This is a genomic window from Herbiconiux daphne (genome assembly GCF_024979295.1).
In the GTDB taxonomy this organism is placed as follows: domain Bacteria; phylum Actinomycetota; class Actinomycetes; order Actinomycetales; family Microbacteriaceae; genus Herbiconiux; species Herbiconiux daphnes.
In genome coordinates this window covers 66,119-88,049 of sequence record NZ_JANLCJ010000012.1, presented here as the reverse complement: position 1 = coordinate 88,049, position 21,931 = coordinate 66,119, and the positions used below count along the sequence as shown (strand labels likewise).

Genomic DNA, 21,931 nt, shown 5'->3' with positions numbered 1-21,931 from the left:
GCAGCGGCGGCGGCGCGCCCCGGCGCAGCCGCGCGCAGCACGGCCGCGCCGGCAGCAGGCACCGCGCCGGCAGCAGGCACAGCAGCCACCCGCGCCCGCCGCTGGCACCTCGGGCAGAAGTGCGACGAGCGGTTCATGAACTGCTCGCGCACGATGGGGGTGCCGCACCGGGGGCAGGGTTTGCCCTCTTGGCCGTAGGCGTTGAGGCTGTGGGCGAAGTAGCCCGAGTTGCCGTTGACGTTCACGTATTGCGCGTCGAAGCTCGTGCCGCCCTCGGCCAGAGCCTTCTCGAGCACGCTGCGCACCTCGGCGAGAAGCGCCCACATGCGCGCACGGCTGAGGGTGTTCGCCGGATGCTCGTAGTGCAGCCGCGCGGCCCAGAGCGACTCGTCGGCATAGATGTTGCCGATGCCGCTGATCAAGGTCTGGTCGAGCAGAGCGCGCTTGATGCCCGTGCGTTTGCGTGCGAGCGCGGCGAAGAACGCGGCGTCGTCGAAGGCGGGGTCGAGCGGATCCCGCGCGATGTGCGCCACCTGCGCCGGCACGAACGGCCGCCAGTAATTCTGACCGGGCGACCGATCGAGCCCCGCCGCGAACCCGAAGTAACCCCCGTCGTTCCCGTCGGCAGTGGGCACCAGCCGGTCGACGGCCATCGAGCCGAAGATGCGCTGGTCGACGAAGTTCACCCAGAACTCCCCCTGCTCCGGATGCTCGATGTGCAGCCGGATGCGCAGCAGCCCGTCTTCTTCGACCCCGGGCGAGCGCAGCAGCACCTGACCGCTCATGCCGAGGTGGGTGACGAGCGCCTGGGGCACCGCACCCTCAGCCCCAGCACCGACCGCAGACAGCGGGAACCACAGGAACTTGCCCCGTCGACCCGCCGCGAGAATGGTCCGCCCCTCGAGCAAGGCCTCGAACGACCCCTCGAGCGGGCTGTGCCGCTTGAGCGAGCGCTGGTCGAACACCTCGACACCGGTGATCACGGCGCCCGACACTGCGGGGTCGAGCCCCGCACGCACCACCTCGACCTCGGGGAGTTCTGGCACGGCCGCTCAGACTCCGGATGCGCCGAGCAGCGCGAACGCGGCCGCCGCGGCCGCCGACTCCGCCTGCTTCTTGCTGGTGCCGCTGCCGGTGGCCGAGATGTCGGGCAGCGCGGGCCCGGCCGCCGCAGACCCGCCCGCCGCAGCCCCGCCTGAAGCAGCCCCACCCGGCGCAGCCCCACCCCCCGCGGCCAGGATGGCCACGGTCGCCACGAACGTCTTCTGGTGGTCGGGCCCGCTCTCCTGCAGCGAATACACCGGCGCATCGTAGCCGAGCTGGCTGGCGCGCTCCTGCAACGAGGTCTTCGGGTCCATCGACACACCGAACCGGGCGGGATCGTTGGCCAGGGGGGCGACGAGCCGCAGCACGAGCGCGGTCGCGACATCCGGGCCCTGGTCGAGATAGGTGGCGCCGATCAGCGCTTCGACCGTGTCGGCGAGGATGGAGGCCTTGTCGCGCCCACCGGTGAGCTCTTCGCCCCGCCCGAGCTTGATGTACTGGCCGAGCCCGATGCCGCGCGCGATCTCGGCGAGGGCTACCGTGCTCACGAGCGAGGCGCGCCGCTTCGCGAGCTCACCCTCGTCGAGCGTGGTGAACGTCGTGTAGAGCATCACCGTGACGGCCTGCCCGAGAATCGAGTCGCCGAGAAACTCGAGGCGCTCGTTCGTCGGGATGCCGCCGTGCTCGTAGGAATACGACCGGTGCGTCAGCGCCAGGTCGAGCAGCTCGGCATCGAGCGAGATCTGCAGGGTCGCCAAAAGGTGCGACCCGCCCTCCCCGATTTCAGAAGACACGGATCGCACCCTTCGATGAACTGCTAGACGTCGGCGACCTTGCGGCCCTTGTACTCCATGAACAACGGAGTGCCGGCGGAGTCTTCGACAACCTTCGCGCGGTGCGGCAGGCTGTAGGTCGTCTTGCCGTTCTCGACGGTCTTGACGAGCGTGGGCACTTCGGCCTTCCACTGCGAGCGACGCGCGTGGGTGTTGGAACGTGACTGCTTCCGCTTCGGAACCGCCATGACTATCTCTCTTCTTCTCTGTCGGCCCGGTGCTTCTCAGCACGGGCCGATTGTCGAGATCCCGCGACTATTTTTCGTCGGGATCCGTGTCTCGGGAAGCCGCCGATGTCTCTGACCCTCGCAGGCTGGCGAGCGCCGACCATCTCGGATCGACCACTTCGGGTGCAGGGGCCGCCGCATGATCGGCCAGCCGCTCGCCCGTCACCGGGTCGAGGCCTGGGCAATCCGGCGTGCAAACCGGCTGGAACGGCAGTGACAGCACCACCGTGTCCCTGATCAGAGGTTCGAGATCGACATGGTCGTCGTGAACCTCGTAATCAAAAGCTTCGTCAGAAGAATACGCGAAAAGCTCTTGGAATTCGACTTCAACCGGTATCCGGATGTCGCGGAGGCACCGACCGCACTCCCCGGACGCCTCTCCGGTGACCTCGGCGCTGACGAGAATGCCCTCGTGCACCGACTCCAGACGCACGTCGATGTCGAGGGTGTCGCCGGACTGCACGGCGACGAGACCTTCACCGAGCTTCTCGGCGACGGGGATGTCGAGGGTCACCTCACGCATCTCGCCGGGGTGATGGATGAGATCGCGGACGTTGACAGTGAACGGGGTCTTCCTGAATGTGCTCACCGAGAGATTCTACCGTCGGTCGGGCGATCTCAGTCATCTCCCAGCTGTCACGCGACCCGCGGCGGATTGCGGTCGACGTTCGCGGCCACCACCGCATCCGCCTCGGCCCGCAGGGCGTCGATCACCGTGCGCACGGCGAGCCGCTCGGCGCGGTCGGGGCGCATGAGCGCGAAGATGTGCCGCTCGGCGACCACCCCGCGCAGGTTCTTCAGCACGATCTCGCTGCGGTAGGCACCGCCCGCGGTGTAACAGGGCAGGATGGCGATGCCGAGGCCGGCCGCCACGAAAGCCTCGGTCACCCGCGTGTCGCCGAAGCGCTGCACCACGTTCATCGGCGAGCCGGCCGCTGCGGCGATGTTCTGGATGGTGCGCTCGAACGGGTAGCCCCAGGGCACGCCGATCCAGCGTTCGCCGATGAGGTCTTCGGGGTCGAGCAGGTCTTTCGAGGCGAGCGGATGCCCCGGCGGCAGCGCGATGTCGAGAGGCTCGGTCATGAGCTTCACGGCCGCGATCTCGTTCGACTGCCAGTTCGTCGCCGCCGACGACGCCGAGTGCGCGAGCACGATGTCGAAGTCGGCGGTGAGGGCCGGGAAGTCGTCGCTCTCGGGGTCGCGGTCGGAGCAGTGCAGCGTGAGCCCGCCGATGGCGTCCAGGCGCTGCACGACCCCGGGCAGCAGCATCTGCCCGCCGGTGGGGAAGGTCGCGAGCGACACCTCCCCGGTGGGGTCGTTGCGGAACTCGTCCCACAGCGCGGCGGCGTGCTCGATGGCCACGGCCACGTCGGTGGCGCTGCGGGCGAGCGCCCGGCCAGCATCCGTCAGCACGATGCCACGGCCCGCCTTCTCGGTCAGGGGCAGGCCGGCCTCGCGCTCGAGCACCCGCAGCTGCTGCGACACCGCGGACGGCGTGCGGTGGGTCGCGCGGGCGACCTCGGTGATGCTGCCCCGCTCGGCGAGTTCGCGCAGCAGTTCGAGCCGTCTGACATCCATGAAGCGACTCTACCGAAACACCGCCGCACCAGGTCGCGGCTCTACACGCCGAGCGCCGAGCGCCCGGTCCCCCGGCCCCCGGCCCCCGCCTCAGTCGATGTCGCCGACCGCCGCGAACGCCTCGTCGTAGAGCGCCAGCGCCCGCGCCACCTCGTCGTCGGTGACCACGCACGGCGGCACCACGTGGATGCGGTTGTCGGCCGTGAACGGCAGCAGCCCGCGCGACAGCAGCGCGCTCTTCAACGCCCCCACGCCCGCGGCCGAGAGCGGCGCACGCGTCTCGGGGTCGCTGACCAGGTCGAGCGCCCAGAACACGCCCACGCCGCGCACCTCGCCGATGATCGGGTACGTGGCAGCGAGCGCCGCGAGCCCCGGTGCCAGCAGGTCGCGGCCGACGCGGGCCGCGTTCTCGACGATGCCCTCGCTCTCCATCGCGTCGAGCGCCCCCACGATGGCCGCCATGGCGAGCGGATGCCCCGAATAGGTCAGGCCGCCCGGGAACACGTTGTCGTCGAAGATCTCGGCGATGGCGGGCGAGATGATGACGCCGCCGGCGGGAACGTAGCCCGAGTTGACGCCCTTGGCGAAGGTGATGAGGTCGGGCTCGATCGTCACGCCGTCTTCGGCGAGCGCCTGGTAGGCGAACCAGGTTCCGGTGCGGCCGAAGCCCGCCATCACCTCGTCGAAGATGAGCACGATGCCGTACTTGTCGGCGAGCGCCCGCACCCCCGCGAGGTAGCCGGGCGGCGGCACGAGCACGCCGGCGGTGCCGGGGATGGTCTCGATCAACAGGGCCGCGATCGAGTTCGCGCCCTCCGAGACGATGACTCGCTCGAGGTGGTGCAGGGCGCGCGCCGACTCCTCGGCGGGCGAGGTCGACCAGAACTCGGAGCGGTAGGCGAACGGCCCGAAGAAGTGCACGTGCCCGCGGGCGTATTCGTTGGGCACCCGCCGCCAGTCGCCGGTGGCGACCACGGCGGCGCCGGTGTTGCCGTGGTAGGAGCGGTAGGTCGAGAGCACCTTGTCGCGCCCGGTGTAGAGCCGCGCCATCCGGATCGCGTTCTCGTTGGCGTCGGCACCGCCGTTGGTGAAGAACACCTTGTCGAAGGAGTTGCCGGCGCGGTCGAGGATGCGCTGGGCCGCCTTGCCGCGCGTGAGGTTGGCGTGGGCGGGGGCGACGGTGGTGAGGATGTCGGCCTGCTCCTTGATCGCCGCCACGACCGCGGGGTGCTGATGCCCGATGTTCGTGTTCACCAGTTGCGACGAGAAGTCGAGGTATTCGTTGCCCTCGAAGTCCCAGACCGTGGAGCCGAGGCCGCCGGCGATCACCATCGGCTTCAGGGTGGCCTGGGCCGACCAGGAATGGAACACATCGGCACGGTCGAGCTCGAGGGTGAGCTGCTGGTCGGCGGGGTCGAGCGTCATGGTGGAGCCTGTCCTTCTGGGTCGTACGGGTGGTGATGACGGGAGGGCGGCGCTGACGCCGCCCTCCCGCGGAGGGGGATGGCTACTCGCCACCCTCCTTGAGGGTGACCTCGATGGGCGTGAAGTCGGCGCCCATGACGTCGACCCCTTCGTCCTTGAGCTCGGCCAGGGCCTTCTCGACGTACTCGTTCGAGAACGCGGTCGCCGGGGGCTCCTCGGTGATCACGGTCGCGCCGGTCTCGTTCGGGGTGTCCATGGCGATCTCGACCGTCTGGTCCCACTGGTCCTGGTTGATCGTGCCGACGCCCGAGGTCGAGGGCCAGATCAGCTTGTTGACCTCGTTGGTCATCCAGAGCTGGTGGCTCTCACCGAGCTGCGAACCCGACTCGGTCACGATCGTCGCGGCCTCTTCGGGGTTGTCGCGGGCGTAGGCCCAGCCTTCGATCGAGGCCTTGATGAACTTCACCGCGGTGTCGGCGTAGTCGGCGTCGTCGGCCAGGCGGTCGCTGTCGGCCCAGATGGCGTCCTGCAGCATGGCCGTGCCCTCGGTGTTCCAGTCGATCACGTTGAGCTCGTCAGGGGTGAAGAGCTCGCCGGTCGCCGGGTTCACCGACTCGAGAACCTGGGCGTACTCGTTGTAGGTCATCGCCTGGGCCGCCTGGATGTCGCCGGCCAGGAAACCGTTCATGTCGAACGCCTGCGAGACGAGCGAGATGTCGGCGAGGTTGACGCCGGCCTTGCCCATGCCGGCGAAGAGCTCCCACTCGTTGCCGTAGCCCCAGCTGCCGACCGTCTTGCCCTTGAGGTCGGCGGCCGTGGTGATGTTCTCGTCTTTCATCGAGATCTGGGTGGTGCCGCTTCGCTCGAAGATCTGCGCGATGTCGGTGACGGCCGCGCCCTGCTCGATCGAGCCGAGCACCTTCGGCACCCACGAGATGGCGAAGTCGGCGTCGCCGCCGGTGAGAACGTCGATCGGCACGATGTCGGCCGCGCCCTCGAGAATGGTGACGTCGAGGCCTTCCTTCTCATAGAAGCCCTGGTCGACGGCGGCGTAGTAGCCGGCGAACTGGGCCTGGGAGAACCACTGGAGCTGCAGGGTGACCGGGGTGAGGTCTCCTGAGTCGGCTGAATCGGTCGAGTCGGTCGACCCTCCGCTTGAGCAGCCGGCGAGTGCGAGCGCCGTGACGGCGAGCGCTCCGACGCCGGTGATGAGACGGGTGCTGTGTTTCATGCTTCCTCCTTTGATGGTGCGTGCGGGTGGTGCGGACAGTCAGGGGGCACGTCAGGTGGCGGGCTGGTAGTGCCGGGTGGCGAACTTCTCGATGGCGAGGGTGACGCAGTAGAACACCAGCCCCACCAAGATGGCGCCGAGCACGTAGGCCCAGGCCAGGTTGTAGTTCGACGACGAGGCGGCCGAGGTGATCGACTTGCCGAGGCCGCCGACCGGGCCGCCGAAGTACTCGGCGATGAGCGCCGAGATCACGGCGAGGCTCGACGCGATGCGCAGCCCCGTGAAGATGAACGGCAGCGCCCCGGGCACCGTCACGGTGCGGGTCGTCTGCCACGCGGATGCCGCGTAGACGTGCATGAGGTCGCGGTGCACCGGGCGCACCTGCCGCAGCCCCCGCAGGGTGTTGATGTAGACCGGGATGAACACGGCGATCGCGGCCACGAGCTGCCTCGCGGTCTCGGCGCCCGCGCCGAACATCGTGTAGAGCACCGGCGCCAGCGCGACGATCGGCACCACGGCGAGCGCGGCGACGACCGCGGCGCTCAGCTCGTCGAGCACACGCACCAGGGCCGCCAGGATGGCGAACAGGATGCCCGCGATGCCGCCGATGACGAGACCGACGAGGGCGTTGCCGCCCGTGACGACCGCGCCTTGCAGCACGGTGGCGAAGTTCGCTCCGAACTCCGATCCGATGGCGAGCGGGCCGGGCACGATGAACGGCTTGATCTCGAACACCACGACGAGCAGCTGCCAGAGCGCGAGCGCCACGAGGCCGAGCAGCACCGGCGCCAGCACGGTGCGGGAGAGGCCGGCCGAGGTTCTCATCGGGTCTCGACCCCCCGGATGCCGACCGGCGCCTCGCCGTGCAGCAGCTCGCGCACCTTGCTGACGTTCTCGAAGAACGCCTCGTTCTCGCGCAACTGCTCGCCGCGCTCGCTCGCGCTGCCGAGCGAGACCGTCAGGATGTCGCGGATGCGACCGGGCCGCGGCGACATCACGACCACCCGGTTCGAGAGGTAGACGGCCTCGGGAATGGAGTGCGTGACGAACACCACCGCGGCACCGGTCTCGGCGCAGATGCGCACGAGCTCGGTCTGCATGCGCTCGCGGGTCATCTCGTCGAGCGCGCCGAACGGCTCGTCCATCAGCAGCAGCCGCGGGCTCTCGGCGAGCGAGCGGGCGATCGCCACCCGCTGCTGCATGCCGCCCGAGAGCTGGTCGGGGTAGTTGTCGGCGAAGTCGGAGAGCCCCACGAGGGCCAGCAGTTCGGCCGACCGAGCCTTGCGGGCGGCCGAGCCGACACCGTGCAGCTCGAGCGGCAACTCGATGTTCGCGGTGACCGTGCGCCAGGGCAGCAGCCCCGCCTGCTGGAAAGCGATGCCGTACTCCTGGTCGATGCGGGCCTGGCGGGCGGTCTTGCCGAACACCGTGATGGTGCCCGTCGACGGGGTGTCGAGATCGGCGATGAGACGCAGCAGGGTGGATTTGCCGCATCCGGAGGGCCCGATCAACGACACGAACTCCCCCGGCGCGACCGTGAGCTCGATCTCTTCGAGCGCGGTCACGGTGGCCTTCTTCTTGCCGGTGAAGATCTTGTCGACGCCGCGCACCTCGACGGCGGGAACCTCGACGTCGCGAACCTCGGCGGCCGGCGCCGCGGGCTGCGGCTCGGGTGAACTGACGGATGCTTCGCTCATGCGGGCGATTCCCCTCTGCGGTAACGACGGAGCAGCACTCCGAGAAGGGCGATGAAGCCGGCGGCCACGAGGCCGATGGCGACGGCGCCGAAGATGGGCGCCCAGGTCTTGGCCGGGTCGCCCGAGGCCTGCTGGGCGTATTCGATGATCATGCGGCCGATGCCGCCGCGGAGCCCGATCGACACCTCGGCCACGACCGTGCCGATGACGGCGTTGGCGGCTGCGAGGCGGAGGGCCGGCAGCAGGTAGGGCACGCTCGCCGGGAAGCGCAGGGTGAACAGCGTCTTCCACCAGCCGATGCCGTAGCTGCGGAAGAGCTCGACGTGGATGGTGTCGGGCGAGTTGAGGCCGCGGAGCGCGCCGATCGAGACGGGGAAGAACGCGAGGTAGGAGGCGATGACGGCCACCGACATCCAGTTCTCCCAGGAGAAGTCGCCGAACTCGATCTGCGACCCCCAGCGCCGCACGAGCGGGGCGATGGCGATGAGCGGCACGGTCTGGCTGAGGATGATCCACGGCAGCACCGCCGACTCCGCGGTGCGGAACCGCTGCATCAGCACGGCGAGCGCGAGCCCCACGACGACGCCGACCACCCAGCCCACCGCGGCGACCCCGAGGCTGAAGACCGAGGCGCGCAGCACGGCCAGCCACACCGGCACGGCGTTGCGGCCGGTGCCGCCGTCTTCGAACAGGCGCCCGATCATGTCCCACACGTGCGGCATGGCGAGGTCGGTGGTGCGCGGCAGGATCGTCAGGTCGCCGATCATCACGCCGGTTGCCGGCCCGAGCGCCTTGTAGAGCTCCCACACCACGACGAGCAGAAGGATGCCGCCGATGCCGAACCCGATGCGGGTCAGCGTGGCGTTTCCGCGCGGCGCGCGGCTGTTCGAGGTGCGTGCCGGGGTTGGGGTCATGCCTTGGCCGTGATGTGGTCGCGGAGGGCCGGCATGACCGTCTCGCCGTAGACCCGGAGGGTCTCTTCCTTGTTGTCGTGCTGCAGGTAGCCCGCGAACTGGGTGACGCCGATCTCGCGGTACTGCTCGAGCTTCTCGATGTGGTCTTTCGCGGTGCCGAGCACGCAGAACCGGTCGACGATGTCGTCGGGCACGAAGCTCGTGTGCGTGTTGCCCGCACGGCCGTGCTCGTTGTAGTCGTAGCCTTCGCGGTCTTTGATGTAGCTCGTCAGGGCCGCGGGCACGTCGCTGTTCTCGCCGTATTTCGCCACGATGTCGGCCACGTGGTTGCCCACCATGCCGCCGAACCAGCGGCACTGGTCGCGCATGTGCTCCCAGTCGTCGCCGATGTACATCGGGGCTGCGATGCAGAACTTGATGGCGTCGGGGTCGCGGCCGACGTTCTCGGCGGCCGAGCGCACGGTCGCGATCATCCACTTGGCGATGTCGACGTCGCCGCACTGCAGGATGAAGCCGTCGCCCACCTCGCCGGTGAGCTTGAGCGCCAGCGGACCGTAGGCGGCCACCCACATCTCGAGCTCGGAGCCGTGGCTCCACGGGAATTGCAGGGTCGCACCGTTGTATTCGACCGAGCGCGAGCTCGCGAGCTCACGGATGACGTGGATCGACTCGCGCAGCGACTTGAGCGTCGTCGGCGCGCCGTTGGTGACGCGCACGGCCGAGTCGCCGCGGCCGATGCCGCAGACCGTGCGGTTGCCGTACATCTCGTTGAGCGTGGCGTAGACGGATGCCGTCACCGTCCAGTCGCGCGTGGCCGGATTGGTGACCATCGGGCCGACCTTGATCTTGTGCGTCTCGGCCAGGATCTGGCTGTAGATCACGTAGGGCTCCTGCCAGAGCAGGTGCGAGTCGAAGGTCCAGAAGTAGTCGAAGCCGTACTGCTCGCTGAGCTTGGCGAGCCCGACGGTGCGGGCTGCCGGGGGGTTGGTCTGAACGACCGCGCCGAAATCCATGCTGTGTCTCTTTCTCTCGGGCGTGGGTCAGATCAAGTACTGGCTGAGGCCGCGCTTGAAGTACGCGCCGTCGCCCTTGCGGCCCAGGTATTCGTTCGAGTCGACGATCTTGCGGCCGCGGGAGAACACGGTGTCGACGTGACCGTCGATCTCGAAGCCCTCCCAGGCCGAGTAGTCCATGTTCATGTGGTGGGTGCGGCCCTCGCCGATGCCGATCGAGGTGTGGCCGTTGGGGTCGTAGATCACCACGTCGCCGTCGGCACCGGGCTGGATGACGCCCTTCTTGCCGTAGATGCCGAACATCCGTGCCGGGGTGGTGCTGGTGAGTTCCACCCAGCGCGGCAGCGAGATCTCGCCCATCACCACGCCCTGGTAGATGAGGTCCATGCGGTGCTCGACCGAGCCGATGCCGTTCGGGATCTTCGAGAAGTTCCCGATCCCCATGTCTTTCTGGCCCTTCATGCAGAAGGGGCAGTGGTCGGTCGAGATGACCTGCAGGTCGTTGGTGCGAAGGCCCTGCCACATGTGGTGCTGGTGCCCCTCGTGCTTCGAGCGCAGCGGCGTGGAACACACCCACTTCGCGCCCTCGAAGTCGCCCCACTCCGCGCTCGTGGCGCCGAGCTGATCTTCGAGCGAGAGGTAGAGGTATTGCGGGCAGGTCTCGGCGAACACGTTCTGGCCGTTGTCGCGGGCCGCCGCGATCTGCTCCACGGCCTGCTTGGCGCTGACGTGCACGATGTAGAGCGGGGCGCCGGTGAGGTTGGCGAGCATGATCGCCCGGTGCGTGGCTTCTTCTTCGGCCTGCCACGGGCGCGAGACGCCGTGGTAGAACGGCGTGGTCTCGCCGCGGGCGAGGTGCTGCTGCACGAGCAGGTCGATCACGCTGCCGTTCTCGGCGTGCATCATGATGAGCGATCCGTTCTCGCTCGCCCGCTGCATGGCCTTCACGATCTGGCCGTCGTCGCTCAAGAAGACGCCCTTGTAGGCCATGAACAGCTTGAAGCTCGTCACGCCCTCGTTGATCAGTTCGTCCATCGCCACGAGCGACGAGTCCTGCACGTCAGAGAGGATCTGGTGGAACCCGTAGTCGACGGCGCAGTTTCCGGCGGCCTTCTCGTGCCACAGGTGGTACTGGTCGAGGATGTTCTCGCCCGCGTACTGCACGACGAAGTCGATGATCGACGTCGTGCCGCCGTGCGCGGCCGCGCGGGTTCCGGTCTCGAAGGTGTCGGAGGCGAAGGTGCCGCCGAACGGCATCTCCATGTGGGTGTGCGCATCGATGCCACCGGGGATGACGTACTTGCCCGCGGCATCCACGACCTCGTCGACGTTCGCGGCGAGATCGAAACCGAGCAGGCTGCTGCCGGGGGCGAGCACGGCGGCGATGGTGTCGCCGTCGATCAGCACGTCGGCCGTGGCCGTTCCCGTGGCGTTCACGACTGTTCCGCCTGTGATGAGGGTCTTCATTGCACTCTCTCCTGATCGGGACGGGGGCGGGTTACGGGGCGACGATCTCGTCGTAGGCGTCGGGGCGGCGGTCGCGGTAGAACTGCCAGTCGTCGCGGGTGTCGCGGATGGCGTCGAGGTCGAGGTCGCGGATGAGGATCTCCTCGTGCTCGCTCGAGCCGAGGTCGCCGACGTAGTTGCCGCGCGGGTCGACCACGTAGGAGGTGCCGTAGAAGTTCACGGCGAGGTCGCCGTATTCGTTGTCTTCTTTGCCGACCCGGTTGGGCACGAGCACGAAGTACTGGTTGGCGCCGGCGGCCGCGGGGCCCTCGAGCTCCCAGAGGCGGTTCGACAGGCCGGGCTTGGAGGCGTTGGGGTTGAACACCATCTGCGCTCCGTTCAAACCGAGCTCGCGCCATCCTTCAGGAAAGTGGCGGTCGTAGCAGATGTGCACGCCGACCTTGCCGACGGCGGTGTCGAACACCGGGTAGCCGAGGTTGCCGGGGCGGAAGTAGAACTTCTCATAGAACGACTCGAGGTGCGGGATGTGGTGCTTGCGGTACTTGCCCACGATCGACCCGTCGGAGTCGACCACGACGGCGGTGTTGTAGTAGACGCCGGTCTGCTCCTCTTCGTAGATGGGCAGGATGGCGACCATGTTCAGCTCTTTCGCGAGCGCCGCGAACCGCTGCACGATGGGGCCGTCGGCCGGCTCGGCGTAGCGGTAGTACTTCTTGTCCTGCGTGATGCCGAAGTAGGGGCCGTAGAAGAGCTCCTGGAAGCAGATCACCTGGGCACCCTGCGCCGCGGCTTCGCGCATGAAGCCCTCGTGCTTCTGGATCATCGATTCCTTGTCGCCTGTCCAGGTGGTCTGTGTGATCGCGGCACGCACGGTCGTCATCTGCAGTTCCTTTCGAACGGAATCCGGAGTGTTCTTCACATCCCCGTTTTGTTATTATTCGGTTTGAACATTTCTCGTGTGTTTCAGATTGTGACGCGAGAGTAAATATGTCAAGAGCAGAATCGGACTCGCATGCTCGATCAGATCGTCGACGCGGTCGAATTCCGCACGCCGGAAGGAATCGCCGCCGCGATCTCGCGCCTCATCCGTTCCGGGGCCTTGAACGCCGGTGACCGGCTGCCCACCGTGCGCGACGTGGCGGCCACGCTCGGCGTCAGCCCCGCCACCGTGAGCAACGCCTGGCAGGCCCTCTCGGGCGTGGGCCTCATCACCTCGCGCGGCCGGGCCGGCAGCTACGTGCTGCAGGCGTCGACGCCCTGGATGCCGCCGCACTTCGGCGAGCTCGCCGGGTCGCACGTCACCGCGCGGCTCGACCTCTCGACCGGCACCCCCGACCCCGCCCTGCTGCCCGACCTCACCGCCGCGCTCACCAAGCTGCCCACGCGCGCCGACACGGCGAGCTACCTCAGCGCCCCCGTGCTTCCCGAGCTCGACCTGCAGCTGCGGGCATCCTGGCCCTACACGGTCTCGTCGCTCACCATCGTCGACGGCGCGCTCGACGCCATCTCGCGGTCGCTCGAGGTGCTCGTGCGCTACGGCGACCGGGTGGTGGTGGAGAACCCCACGTTCCCGCCGTTCCTCGACCTGCTCGAGCACCTCGGCGTCGAGCGGCTGCCCGTCGACCTCGATGCCGAGGGCATGCGGCCCGAGCAGCTCGCCAAGGCCCTCGAGCTCGGCCCGGTGGCCATCATCCTGCAGCCGCGGGCGCAGAACCCCACCGGCATCTCGATGACCGAGGGGCGCGTGCGCGAGCTCGCCCGCGTGCTTCGCGCGCACGCGCACCTGGGCGATCCGGTGGTGATCGAAGACGACCACTCGGGCGAGATCTCGAGTTCGCCGGCCCACAGTCTGGGGGTGTGGCTGCCCAACCGCACCCTGCACATCCGCAGCTACGCCAAGTCGCACGGCCCCGACCTGCGCATCGCCGCGCTCGGCGGACCGGAATCGCTCATCGACCGCATCGTGGCCCGTCGCCTGCTCGGCCCCGGCTGGACCTCGCGCATGCTGCAGACCATCCTCTACGAGCTCCTCACGGCGAGCGCCTCGGTGTCGACCGTGCACGACGCGCGCCGCATGTATCAGGCCCGCCAGCGCCTGCTGTCGGAGTCGCTCGTGCGCAACGGGCTCGAGCACGCGCCCTCCGACGGCATCAACACCTGGATTCCGGTGGCCGACGAGAAGGCCGCCATCGTGTCGCTCGCGGCCAGCGGCATCCGGGTCGCTGCCGGGTCGACCTTCGTGGCGGCGCCCGGGCCCACCCAGTTCGTGCGCGTCACCGCCGGCAACGTGACCGAGGACTTCGAGGTGGTCGGCGCAGCCCTCGCGGCGGCCGCCCTGGCCACCTGAACGCTCACGCCACCGGATACCCGCCCGCGTCGGGGAGCGCCCCGCCGATGGGATTGAATGGTGGAGTGAAGATCACGGTGCTGGCTGGTGGTGTCGGGGGTGCGCGATTCCTGCGGGGGCTGCGCACGCATCTGCGAACGCGGTATCCGAACGGCGACGGCGGGTCGACCGCCGAGGTGACGGCCGTGGTCAACACGGGCGACGACATGTGGCTCACGGGCCTTCGGGTGTGCCCCGATCTCGACTCCATCATGTACACGCTCGGCGGCGCCAACGACGACGAGCGAGGGTGGGGCCGCAAGGGTGAGAGCGAGCGCGTCAGCGCCGAACTCACCGCCTACGGCATCGGCTGGCCGTGGTTCACGCTGGGCGATCTCGACCTCGGCACCCACATCGCCCGCTCGAGCTACCTGCGCGACGGGCTCCGTCTCACCGAGGCCACCGCGCGGCTCGCCGAGCGCTGGAACCCGGGTGTCACGCTGCTGCCGATGAGCGACCAGCCCGTCGAGACCCACGTGGCCATCGAGGTCGACGGCCAGCGCAAGATCGTGCACTTCGAGGAGTGGTGGGTGAAGTACCGCGCGAAGGTTCCCGCCCAGCGCTTCATCCAGGTCGGCGTCGACTCCGCCAGCACGTCGCCCGAGGTGCTGGCCGCCATCAAGCATGCCGACATCATCCTCGTCGCGCCCTCGAACCCCGTGGTGTCGATCGGCACGATCCTCAACGTGCGCGGCATCCGGGGCGCTCTCAGCGCTGCCCGGGCCCCGATCGTCGGCGTCTCCCCCATCATCTCGGGCGCCGCCGTGCGCGGCATGGCCGACGAGTGCCTCACCGCCATCGGCGTCGAGACCACCGCCGCCGCTGTCGCGAAGCACTACGGCTCGCGGCAGCACGGCGGACTGCTCGACGCCTGGCTGATCGACGACACCGACGCGGCGGCCGCACCCGTCATCGAGGCGGCGGGCATCCGCACCCGTGTGGTGCCGCTCTGGATGCGCGACCCCGAGACGAGCGCGCAGCTGGCCGCCGACGCGCTGACGGCTGCTGTCGGCTGAGCCGACGCCGTTTTCGGGAGGAGCTGCGTCACGACACCGCTCCTGCGATCGCAGTCGCGCCCTGCTCCTCCCGAAACGGACGCTACGCCGCCTCCCCCAGCACGAAGATGCAGAACGGGTGCCCCGCGGGGTCGGCGAAGATGATGATCGCCTCCTCCGGGTCGTCGACCCCGTCACGCAGGATCGTCGCGCCGAGGTCGAGCGCCCGCTCGCGGCTGCGCAGCAGCGCGTCGAGGTCGTCGACCGAGAAGTCGAGATGCAGCATCTAGGGCCGCGGCCCCTCGGGCCAGGTGGGCGGCGGCAGGCTCGGCACCTGCTGGAAGGCCAGCAGCCGCCGGCCGTCTGGCCCCAGCAGCACGAGCCAGTCCTCGCCGTCTTCCGGCGTCTCGTCGCCGGGGCGGAAGGGCAGCCCGAACAGCTCGTGGTAGAACTGCGCGAGCCCGCGGGCGTCTTCGGTGTCGAGCACGACTTGCCGGAACGCGGGGAACGTCTGGTCGGTCATGGCCGCCAGCCTACGAGTCAGGCGCCTCTGATGGCCAGCAGCCAGGCGTAGACCGCCATCGACACGATGTAGAGCGCCACGATGATCGCGTAGCCGTAAAGGTGCACCCGCGCCGGCTGGTCGCGCTTGACCCACCAGCTGAAGCGCCGGAACGCCCACGGCACGAAGAACCAGCCGAGCAGCTGAGTCGACACGACATTGCCGATGAACAGCGAGAGCCAGAACGGCACCCCGTGCGCCGCGAACAGCGGATCGGCGATGAAGTAGCCCCAGAGGAACACGATGGGGTAGAGCATCAACAGCACCAGCAGGTTGCTCTTGAAGACCGGGTCGGGCAGGGCCTTGTCTTTCTGCCCCGACCAGAATCCGAACCCGTAGCTGGCCTTCGTCAGCGACAGCTGCTCGTTGTACTCCTTGCCGGTCTCGAGCAGCGCCTTGCGCTCGGGCGAGTCGATCCAGGCGTTGAGGTGCTCGTCGGTGTCGAAGCTCAGCACCACCACCCAGTCGTCCTGCACTCCCGGCACCGGGCGCTCGATCTTGTGCCCGAGGAAGCCGTCGAACCGCGATTCCGCCGCCGAGATCTGGCGCTGCCAGTCGAGGAAGGCCGCCTCTTCGTCGACGGGCACCCGGCTCGAGATGAGCACCGACGCCGCCTCGGAAGGATGCTTCGCCTCTTCGGTGAACAGGTGCACGTCGTCGTTGCCGACGAAATCGTCGCGGATCTCGTTCATGAGCGCGAGACGGTCGTCGCTCTGCAACCACCCCCGCGCCGAGTCGACGTCGCGGAAGCGCTGCACGATCACCCAGTCCACCTGCAGCGGCGGCTTGGGGCGGATGATCTGCCGATCGAGAAAACCGGGCCAGGTCGCCAGCCGCGCCGCCACCCTTTCCTGCCACGCCTCGTAACGGGCGTAGCTCTCCTCGGCGAGGCGGCGGTGCACCACGAGGGCCACCGACCCCGCGACCGGCACGGCGGCAGCTACGGCCTGATCGGTCACCGCTACGCCTTCTTGTAGGCGAGCTCGCCCATCACCCAGGTCTCGTCGACGGCACGCTCGTCGCTGACCATCATGATGCCGAAGAGCAGGTCGGCGGCGGTCTCGAGCGTCAGCTCGCCACCGTCGTAGAGCAGGCTCTGGTGCCAGGCGGTCGCGGGCGGGCCGGCGGTGTAGTCGAGGGCGACGAAGTCGGCCTCCTTGCCGATGTCGAAGGTGCCCACGAACTCGTCGATGTAGAGCGACTCGGCGCCACCACGGGTGAGCGAGTAGAACGCGCGGAACGGCGAGAGCTTGTTGCGCTCCGACTCGGCCAGGTCCATCTCGCTCGGAACGATGCTGCCGTCGAGGATGGTGTTGTTGAGCATGCCCACCTTGTAGGCGTCTTCGAGGCTGTTCAGCAGGCTGAAGCGGTTTCCGCCGCCCATGTCGGTGCCGAAGCTCAGCAGCACGCGGTGCTCGGGGTCCGTCGCCTTGCCGAGGCGGAACAGGCCCGACCCGAGGTAGAGGTTCGACGACGGGCAGAAGGCCACCGCGGCGCCGGTGTCGGAGAAGCGGCGGAACTCATCGTTCGACAGCCACACGCCGTGGCCACCGGTGAACTTCGGGCCCACGAGGTCGTACTTCTCATAGACGCCGAGGTAGTCGTGGCAGTCGTCGTGCAAGGCCAGCACGCCGTGGATCTCGGCCGGGTTCTCGGAGATGTGGGTGTTGATCCAGAGGTCGGGGTGTTCCTGCTTGAGCTTCTGGCAGGCCGCGAGCAGTTCGTTCGAGGCGCCGAAGCCGAACCGCGGGGTGATGGCATAGAGCGCGCGGCCCACGCCGTGGAACTTCTCGATCAGCGTCTTCGAGTCGTCGTAGAACTGCTCCGGGGTGTTGGCGAAGTAGTCGGGCACGTGCCGGTCGATGCCGGTGAGGCCGCCGATCATCCGCATGTTGCGGCGGGCGGCTTCTTCGAAGAACACCTCGTTGCAGGTGAGGTTGCCGGTGGTGAAGGTCTGTGCCGTGGTGGTTCCGGATGCGAGCAGGTTGTCGAAGAAGTGCGTCGTGCCCTCTTCGGCATAGGCGCGGTCGGCGTACTTGTGCTCCTCGGGGAACACCCACTTCTGCAACCACGGCAGCAATTGCTCGCCGTAGGCGCCGAGCACGCGGGTCTGGGGAAGGTGGATGTGCCCGTCGATGAAGCCGGGCAGGATGATGCGGTCGGCGATGACGGTGGTCTCGACATCCGGATGCCGCGGCGAGACCTCGGCGTAGGGGCCGAAGTCGGTGATGATGCCGTCGTCGATGACGAGCAGGCCGTCGGCGTGGAAACGCACCGACTCCTCTTCGTTGCCGACGTGCTTCCACGGGTCGTCGACGAAATCAAGGAACGTACCGCGGACAGCTTTCTCAACCATGAGACCCCCACTTTTCTTTTGTCACCGCAATCGTGGCACAGTCGTTCGGGCTGGCGGTGCCGAGGGCGCCCACCAAAACAGGGGGTAACGGGTCGATCAGGAGGGCTCGTGGAACTCGCTCACGGTGAACTCTGCGCCCTGCGGGTCGCGGAGCCGGGCGAGGTCGGCCCAGGGCGTCTCCTCGGTCTCGAGCAGCGTGGCCCCGAGCTGCTCGGCCCGCTCGATGGCTTCGGCGCGGCTCGCGACGCTGAACTTCACGTGCCAGTGCGGTGGCTCGGCGCCGTCGGTCTGGTGCATTCCGCCCACCACGTCGGCGAACCCCTCCGGGGCTCCCGCCTGCCGCTCATAGATCTCGGGATCGCTCGTGGCGGCCAGGTGGTCGCCGTAGCCCGGCACCGCGAACATGGCCTCGACGCCGTCGCCGTAGTCGTGGTACTGCCAGCCGAACACCTCGGTGTAAAAACGCTGCGCCGCCGCGAGGTCTGGGGTGAGCAGGTCGCTGAAGTTCCACGAGCCCGGCACGTTGGCGATCTGCGCGCCGAGGCGGCGGTAGGCCTGCCAGAGCCGGAACTCGGCACCCTGGGGGTCGCGGCAGGTCGCCGTGCGGCCGCCCGGCCCTGCGTCCTCGGGGCCCGAGACCACCGTTCCTCCGGCGCGCTCGACCGCTGCCGCGGCGGCATCCGCGTCGTCGACCGCGATGTAGGTGTTCCAGGATGCCGCGGCTCCCGCCGCGCCCCCGCCTCCCTCGGCGCTGCCGATGGCCGCCACGTCGTCGCCGTCGAGCTGGGCGATCAGGTAGACGGCCGGCGCATCCGGGGGCATGGCGTTCTCGAAGGTCCAGCCGAACAGGCCGCCGTAGAAGTCGGCGGCCGCGGCGGTGTCGGGCTGCTCGGTGTCGACCCAGCAGGTCACACCCTGGGGATAGGTCTTCGGGGGCTTCTGCCCGGTCTGGTCGGTCACGGTCGCTCCTGTCCGGCGTCTCCTCGCGCCTCGCTGCAGATGCCCGCCAGAATACTCCGGGCCCGGCGGGATGCCAGGATGAAGGGCATGGACAGTACTCCTAGAACCGAGCTGCACGCCGACGCGGTCGTGTTCGACATGGACGGCACGCTGGTCGACTCCACCGAGCTCGTCGAGCGGGTGTGGGCCGCCTTCGTCGATCGCCACGCCGAGCAGGGCATCGACCTCGCCGAGCTGCTGGCCTTCGCGCACGGGCGACGCGCCGGCGACACGGTCAGCCGCTTCCTGCCGGCGGACACCGACGTCGAGGCGGCGGTCGCCGGCATCCATGCCGACGAGACCGGCCTCGAGGGCGGCGTGGCCGAGGTGCCCGGGGCGGGCGCGTTCGTCGCGGCGTTCGCGGTGACGGATGTCGCACTGGTGACCTCGGCCGGGCGCAGCCTGGCGGCCCTGCGCATGGGCGAGGCCGGCATCCCCGTGCCCGCGGTGCTCATCGGCGCAGACGACGTGACCGAGGGCAAGCCCTCACCCGAGGGCTACCGACGGGCGATCGAGCTGCTCGGGCGGGCGCCGGAGCGCGTGGTGATCTTCGAAGACGCCGACGCCGGCCTCGTGGCCGCGCGAGCCTCGGGCGCCCAGGTCGTGGTCGTCGGCGCCTACGAGGGCGACTCCACGGCGGGCCTCCCCCGCATCCCCGACTACACCCGCACCCGCGTGCACCCCGCCCCCGACGGCGGCTACCGCATCACCCTGGGGTGAACGCTTCTTAAAATCACGAACCGTCACTCTCGGCCCCGGAACTCACAATGGAATGCACCACCGTGAAGAGCAGAAAGTGACGGTTCGTGTCTGGGTGGTGACTAGTTCACGTCGCTGTCGACCCAGTCGAAGGTCTTCGTGACGGCCTTCTTCCAGTTGCGCAGCTGGCGGTCGCGCTCGGCGTCGTCCATCTGCGGCGTCCAGCGGGAGTCCTCCTGCCAGTTGGCGCGCAGCTCGTCGAGGTTGGCCCAGAAGCCCACCGCGAGGCCGGCCGCGTAGGCGGCGCCCAGCGCGGTCGTCTCGGCGACGACCGGACGCACGACCGGCACGCCCAGGATGTCGGCCTGGAACTGCATGAGGGTGTTGTTCGCGATCATGCCGCCGTCGACCTTGAGCTCGGTCAGATCGACGCCCGAGTCGGCGTTCACGGCATCCAGCACCTCACGGGTCTGGAACGCCGTCGCCTCGAGGGCGGCGCGCGCGATGTGGCCTTTGTTCACGTAGCGGGTCAGGCCGACGAGCGCACCACGGGCATCCGATCGCCAGTAGGGCGCGAACAGCCCCGAGAACGCCGGCACGAAGTAGGCGCCGCCGTTTTCGTCGACCGTCTTCGCCAGCTCTTCGACCTCGGGGGCCGACGAGATGATGCCGAGGTTGTCGCGCAACCACTGGATGAGCGAGCCGGTCACCGCGATCGAGCCCTCGAGCGCGTAGTGCGCCGGCTCGTCGCCGAGCTTGTAGCCGAGGGTGGTGAGCAGGCCGTTCTTGGAGTGCACGATCTCGGTGTCGGTGTTGAAGATCAAGAAGTTGCCGGTGCCGTAGGTGTTCTTCGACTCGCCGGCGTCGAACGCCGCCTGGCCGAAGGTCGCGGCCTGCTGGTCGCCCAGGATGCCGGCCACCGGAACCTCGCGCAGCAGGTTCGACGACTCGACGGTGCCGTAGACCTCAGACGACGACTTGATCTCGGGCAGCATCGACTTCGGCACCCCGAACACCTCGAGGATGTCGTCACGCCACTGGAGCGTCTCGAGATCCATGAAGAGGGTGCGCGAGGCGTTGGTGACGTCGGTGGCGTGCACACCGCCATCCGTTCCCCCGGTGAGGTTCCAGAGCACCCAGCTGTCGGTGGTGCCGAACAGCAGGTCGCCGGCCTCGGCGGCCTCGCGGGCGCCGTCGACGTTCTCGAGGATCCACACGATCTTGGTGCCCGAGAAGTAGGTGGCGAGCGGAAGCCCGACGATCTGCTTGAAGCGCTCCACTCCCCCGTCGGCGGCGAGCCGGTCGACGATGTCCTGCGTGCGGGTGTCCTGCCACACGATGGCGTTGTAGACCGGCTGCCCGGTCTTCTTGTTCCACACCACCGCGGTCTCGCGCTGGTTGGTGATGCCCACGGCGGCGATGTCGTGGCGCGTCAGGTCGGCGCGCGACAGGGCCTGGCCGATGACCTCGCGCACGTTGTCCCAGATCTCGATCGGGTTGTGCTCGACCCAGCCCGCCTTCGGGAAGATCTGCTCGTGCTCCTTCTGACCGGTCGACACGATCGTGCCCTTGTGGTCGAAGATGATGGCGCGCGAACTCGTGGTGCCCTGATCGATCGCCAGGACGTACTTCTCTTCAGACACTTCTAACTCCTTTGTCGTTGCGTATTACCGTGAAAAGCGGATGCCGGTGCCGGCTAGGTGAGGATCGGCAGCAGCGGAATGGCGAGCAGACCCGCCAGCACACCGCCGATGATCGGGCCCACCACGGGAACCCAGGAGTACGACCAGTCCGACGTGCCCTTGCCCTTGATGGGCAGCACAGCGTGAGCGATGCGGGGACCGAGGTCACGGGCCGGGTTGATGGCGTAGCCGGTGGGGCCACCGAGCGAGGCGCCGATGCCGATCACGAGCAGGGCCACCGGGAGTGCGCCGAGGGCCGCGAGGCCGCCGTCGCCCTGGCGTCCGCCGCCGAAGCCGATGACCACGAACACCAGCACGAAGGTGCCGATGATCTCGGTCACGAGGTTCCAGCCGTAGGAGCGGATGGCGGGACCGGTCGAGAACACACCGAGCTTGTTGCCCGCTTCGGGCTCCTCGTCGAAGTGCTGCTTGTAGGCCAGCCAGACGAAGACGGCGCCGATGAAGGCACCGATCAACTGAGCGCCGATGTAGGCGATCACCGTGAGGAAGTTCACGTCGACCGGGGTGGCCGCCGAGCCGAACTCCTTCGCGCCGTTGGCCACCAGACCGAGCGTCACCGCCGGGTTGAGGTGCGCGCCCGAGGCGTAGGAGACGATCACACCGGCGAAGACCGCGAGGCCCCAGCCGATGTTCACCATCAAGAACCCGCCGTTGAATCCCTTCGTGCGAACGAGCGCCACGTTGGCGACGACGCCGCAGCCCAGGAGCACGAGGAGCGCTGTGCCCACCAACTCCGAGAGGAAATCGATTCCGAGATTGTCCACATTGACCTTCCTTCTTGGGGCACAGCGCGCGGGTCGAC

The 21,931-nt window shown here is 68.5% G+C and carries 21 protein-coding genes and 1 pseudogene; 3 read left to right on the top strand and 19 right to left on the bottom strand.

All coding sequences use genetic code 11. The annotated features are described in order from the left end of the window. From mutM to N1032_RS20855, 13 genes are all read right to left on the bottom strand, one after another. The coding region (gene mutM / locus N1032_RS20915) for a bifunctional DNA-formamidopyrimidine glycosylase/DNA-(apurinic or apyrimidinic site) lyase (RefSeq protein ID WP_310795978.1) at nt 1-1,046 on the bottom strand (1,046 nt) is incomplete at its 3' end. Between the two features lie 6 nt (nt 1,047-1,052). Then, nucleotides 1,053-1,838 (bottom strand): ribonuclease III, encoded by a 786-nt coding sequence (gene rnc, locus N1032_RS20910; RefSeq protein WP_407933063.1) that lies wholly within the window; start codon nt 1,836-1,838, stop codon nt 1,053-1,055. A 23-nt stretch (nt 1,839-1,861) separates the two neighbouring features. Further along, a complete protein-coding gene (gene rpmF / locus N1032_RS20905) occupies nt 1,862-2,065 on the bottom strand; it encodes a 50S ribosomal protein L32 (protein ID WP_022895112.1) in 204 nt (67 codons plus the stop codon). 67 nt (nt 2,066-2,132) lie between these two features. Next, nucleotides 2,133-2,627, bottom strand: a complete 495-nt coding sequence (locus tag N1032_RS20900; protein ID WP_259542032.1) for a YceD family protein — start codon at nt 2,625-2,627, stop codon at nt 2,133-2,135. Between the two features lie 113 nt (nt 2,628-2,740). After that, nucleotides 2,741-3,682 (bottom strand): LysR family transcriptional regulator, encoded by a 942-nt coding sequence (locus tag N1032_RS20895; RefSeq protein ID WP_259542025.1) that lies wholly within the window; start codon nt 3,680-3,682, stop codon nt 2,741-2,743. A gap of 90 nt (nt 3,683-3,772) precedes the next feature. Beyond that, entirely contained in the window at nt 3,773-5,107 is a 1,335-nt protein-coding gene (locus N1032_RS20890) for an aspartate aminotransferase family protein (protein WP_259542023.1), read from the bottom strand. Between the two features lie 82 nt (nt 5,108-5,189). Next, nucleotides 5,190-6,338, bottom strand: a complete 1,149-nt coding sequence (locus N1032_RS20885; protein ID WP_259542021.1) for an ABC transporter substrate-binding protein — start codon at nt 6,336-6,338, stop codon at nt 5,190-5,192. Nucleotides 6,339-6,389: 51 nt separating this feature from the next. After that, on the bottom strand, nt 6,390-7,163 hold the full coding sequence (locus N1032_RS20880) for an ABC transporter permease (RefSeq protein ID WP_259542019.1): 774 nt from the start codon (nt 7,161-7,163) through the stop codon (nt 6,390-6,392). Further along, nucleotides 7,160-8,035 carry an ABC transporter ATP-binding protein gene (locus N1032_RS20875; protein ID WP_259542017.1) on the bottom strand — a complete coding sequence of 292 codons (876 nt, stop codon included), beginning with the start codon at nt 8,033-8,035 and terminating at the stop codon, nt 7,160-7,162. Before N1032_RS20875 ends, N1032_RS20880 begins: the two co-directional genes overlap by 4 nt. Further along, the gene (locus N1032_RS20870; protein WP_259542016.1) at nt 8,032-8,949 is read right to left on the bottom strand and encodes an ABC transporter permease; all 918 of its coding nucleotides are present in this window, start codon (nt 8,947-8,949) and stop codon (nt 8,032-8,034) included. Before N1032_RS20870 ends, N1032_RS20875 begins: the two co-directional genes overlap by 4 nt. Then, the gene (locus N1032_RS20865; protein ID WP_259542014.1) at nt 8,946-9,962 is read right to left on the bottom strand and encodes a TIGR03842 family LLM class F420-dependent oxidoreductase; all 1,017 of its coding nucleotides are present in this window, start codon (nt 9,960-9,962) and stop codon (nt 8,946-8,948) included. Before N1032_RS20865 ends, N1032_RS20870 begins: the two co-directional genes overlap by 4 nt. A 27-nt stretch (nt 9,963-9,989) precedes the next feature. Then, nucleotides 9,990-11,429 (bottom strand): dihydropyrimidinase, encoded by a 1,440-nt coding sequence (gene hydA, locus N1032_RS20860; protein WP_259542012.1) that lies wholly within the window; start codon nt 11,427-11,429, stop codon nt 9,990-9,992. Between the two features lie 31 nt (nt 11,430-11,460). Further along, complete coding sequence (locus tag N1032_RS20855) at nt 11,461-12,309, bottom strand: nitrilase-related carbon-nitrogen hydrolase (RefSeq protein WP_259542010.1); 849 nt, start codon at nt 12,307-12,309, stop codon at nt 11,461-11,463. Nucleotides 12,310-12,441: 132 nt separating this feature from the next. Here N1032_RS20855 and N1032_RS20850 point away from each other — a divergent pair, with 132 nt between their 5' ends. Then, nucleotides 12,442-13,776, top strand: a complete 1,335-nt coding sequence (locus N1032_RS20850; RefSeq protein WP_259542008.1) for an aminotransferase class I/II-fold pyridoxal phosphate-dependent enzyme — start codon at nt 12,442-12,444, stop codon at nt 13,774-13,776. Nucleotides 13,777-13,823: 47 nt separating this feature from the next. Then, a complete protein-coding gene (gene cofD / locus N1032_RS20845; RefSeq protein ID WP_259542000.1) occupies nt 13,824-14,831 on the top strand; it encodes a 2-phospho-L-lactate transferase in 1,008 nt (335 codons plus the stop codon). 82 nt (nt 14,832-14,913) lie between these two features. On the opposite strand, the pseudogene N1032_RS28360 reads toward cofD, so the two are convergent. From N1032_RS28360 to N1032_RS20825, 4 genes and pseudogenes are all read right to left on the bottom strand, one after another. Beyond that, a pseudogene (locus N1032_RS28360) lies at nt 14,914-15,333 on the bottom strand (VOC family protein). Between the two features lie 17 nt (nt 15,334-15,350). Beyond that, nucleotides 15,351-16,331, bottom strand: a complete 981-nt coding sequence (locus tag N1032_RS20835; RefSeq protein WP_259541998.1) for an antibiotic biosynthesis monooxygenase — start codon at nt 16,329-16,331, stop codon at nt 15,351-15,353. 2 nt (nt 16,332-16,333) lie between these two features. After that, nucleotides 16,334-17,728 carry a guanine deaminase gene (guaD, locus tag N1032_RS20830; RefSeq protein ID WP_259541994.1) on the bottom strand — a complete coding sequence of 465 codons (1,395 nt, stop codon included), beginning with the start codon at nt 17,726-17,728 and terminating at the stop codon, nt 16,334-16,336. Between the two features lie 96 nt (nt 17,729-17,824). Beyond that, the gene (locus tag N1032_RS20825; RefSeq protein WP_259541993.1) at nt 17,825-18,688 is read right to left on the bottom strand and encodes a VOC family protein; all 864 of its coding nucleotides are present in this window, start codon (nt 18,686-18,688) and stop codon (nt 17,825-17,827) included. An 87-nt stretch (nt 18,689-18,775) separates the two neighbouring features. Between N1032_RS20825 and N1032_RS20820 the strand changes: the two genes are divergently transcribed. Next, nucleotides 18,776-19,447 carry an HAD-IA family hydrolase gene (locus N1032_RS20820; protein ID WP_259541992.1) on the top strand — a complete coding sequence of 224 codons (672 nt, stop codon included), beginning with the start codon at nt 18,776-18,778 and terminating at the stop codon, nt 19,445-19,447. 101 nt (nt 19,448-19,548) lie between these two features. Here the strand turns inward: N1032_RS20820 and glpK are convergent, their stop codons facing one another. Both glpK and N1032_RS20810 read right to left on the bottom strand, forming a co-directional pair. After that, nucleotides 19,549-21,069 carry a glycerol kinase GlpK gene (gene glpK, locus N1032_RS20815; RefSeq protein ID WP_259541991.1) on the bottom strand — a complete coding sequence of 507 codons (1,521 nt, stop codon included), beginning with the start codon at nt 21,067-21,069 and terminating at the stop codon, nt 19,549-19,551. Between the two features lie 53 nt (nt 21,070-21,122). Next, nucleotides 21,123-21,893, bottom strand: coding sequence for an MIP/aquaporin family protein (locus N1032_RS20810; protein ID WP_259541989.1), 771 nt, complete (start codon nt 21,891-21,893; stop codon nt 21,123-21,125). Nucleotides 21,894-21,931 lie beyond the last annotated feature (38 nt).

Bases quoted from the DNA above. Each gene is read 5' to 3' on its own strand.
- rpmF (WP_022895112.1), bottom strand. From the start codon at position 2,065: ATGGCGGTTCCGAAGCGGAAGCAGTCACGTTCCAACACCCACGCGCGT.
- N1032_RS20900 (WP_259542032.1), bottom strand. From the start codon at position 2,627: ATGCGTGAGGTGACCCTCGACATCCCCGTCGCCGAGAAGCTCGGTGAA.
- N1032_RS20895 (WP_259542025.1), bottom strand. From the start codon at position 3,682: ATGGATGTCAGACGGCTCGAACTGCTGCGCGAACTCGCCGAGCGGGGC.
- N1032_RS20890 (WP_259542023.1), bottom strand. From the start codon at position 5,107: ATGACGCTCGACCCCGCCGACCAGCAGCTCACCCTCGAGCTCGACCGT.
- N1032_RS20885 (WP_259542021.1), bottom strand. From the start codon at position 6,338: ATGAAACACAGCACCCGTCTCATCACCGGCGTCGGAGCGCTCGCCGTC.
- N1032_RS20880 (WP_259542019.1), bottom strand. From the start codon at position 7,163: ATGAGAACCTCGGCCGGCCTCTCCCGCACCGTGCTGGCGCCGGTGCTG.
- N1032_RS20875 (WP_259542017.1), bottom strand. From the start codon at position 8,035: ATGAGCGAAGCATCCGTCAGTTCACCCGAGCCGCAGCCCGCGGCGCCG.
- N1032_RS20870 (WP_259542016.1), bottom strand. From the start codon at position 8,949: ATGACCCCAACCCCGGCACGCACCTCGAACAGCCGCGCGCCGCGCGGA.
- N1032_RS20865 (WP_259542014.1), bottom strand. From the start codon at position 9,962: ATGGATTTCGGCGCGGTCGTTCAGACCAACCCCCCGGCAGCCCGCACC.
- hydA (WP_259542012.1), bottom strand. From the start codon at position 11,429: ATGAAGACCCTCATCACAGGCGGAACAGTCGTGAACGCCACGGGAACG.
- N1032_RS20855 (WP_259542010.1), bottom strand. From the start codon at position 12,309: ATGACGACCGTGCGTGCCGCGATCACACAGACCACCTGGACAGGCGAC.
- N1032_RS20850 (WP_259542008.1), top strand. From the start codon at position 12,442: ATGCTCGATCAGATCGTCGACGCGGTCGAATTCCGCACGCCGGAAGGA.
- cofD (WP_259542000.1), top strand. From the start codon at position 13,824: ATGGGATTGAATGGTGGAGTGAAGATCACGGTGCTGGCTGGTGGTGTC.
- guaD (WP_259541994.1), bottom strand. From the start codon at position 17,728: ATGGTTGAGAAAGCTGTCCGCGGTACGTTCCTTGATTTCGTCGACGAC.
- N1032_RS20820 (WP_259541992.1), top strand. From the start codon at position 18,776: ATGGACAGTACTCCTAGAACCGAGCTGCACGCCGACGCGGTCGTGTTC.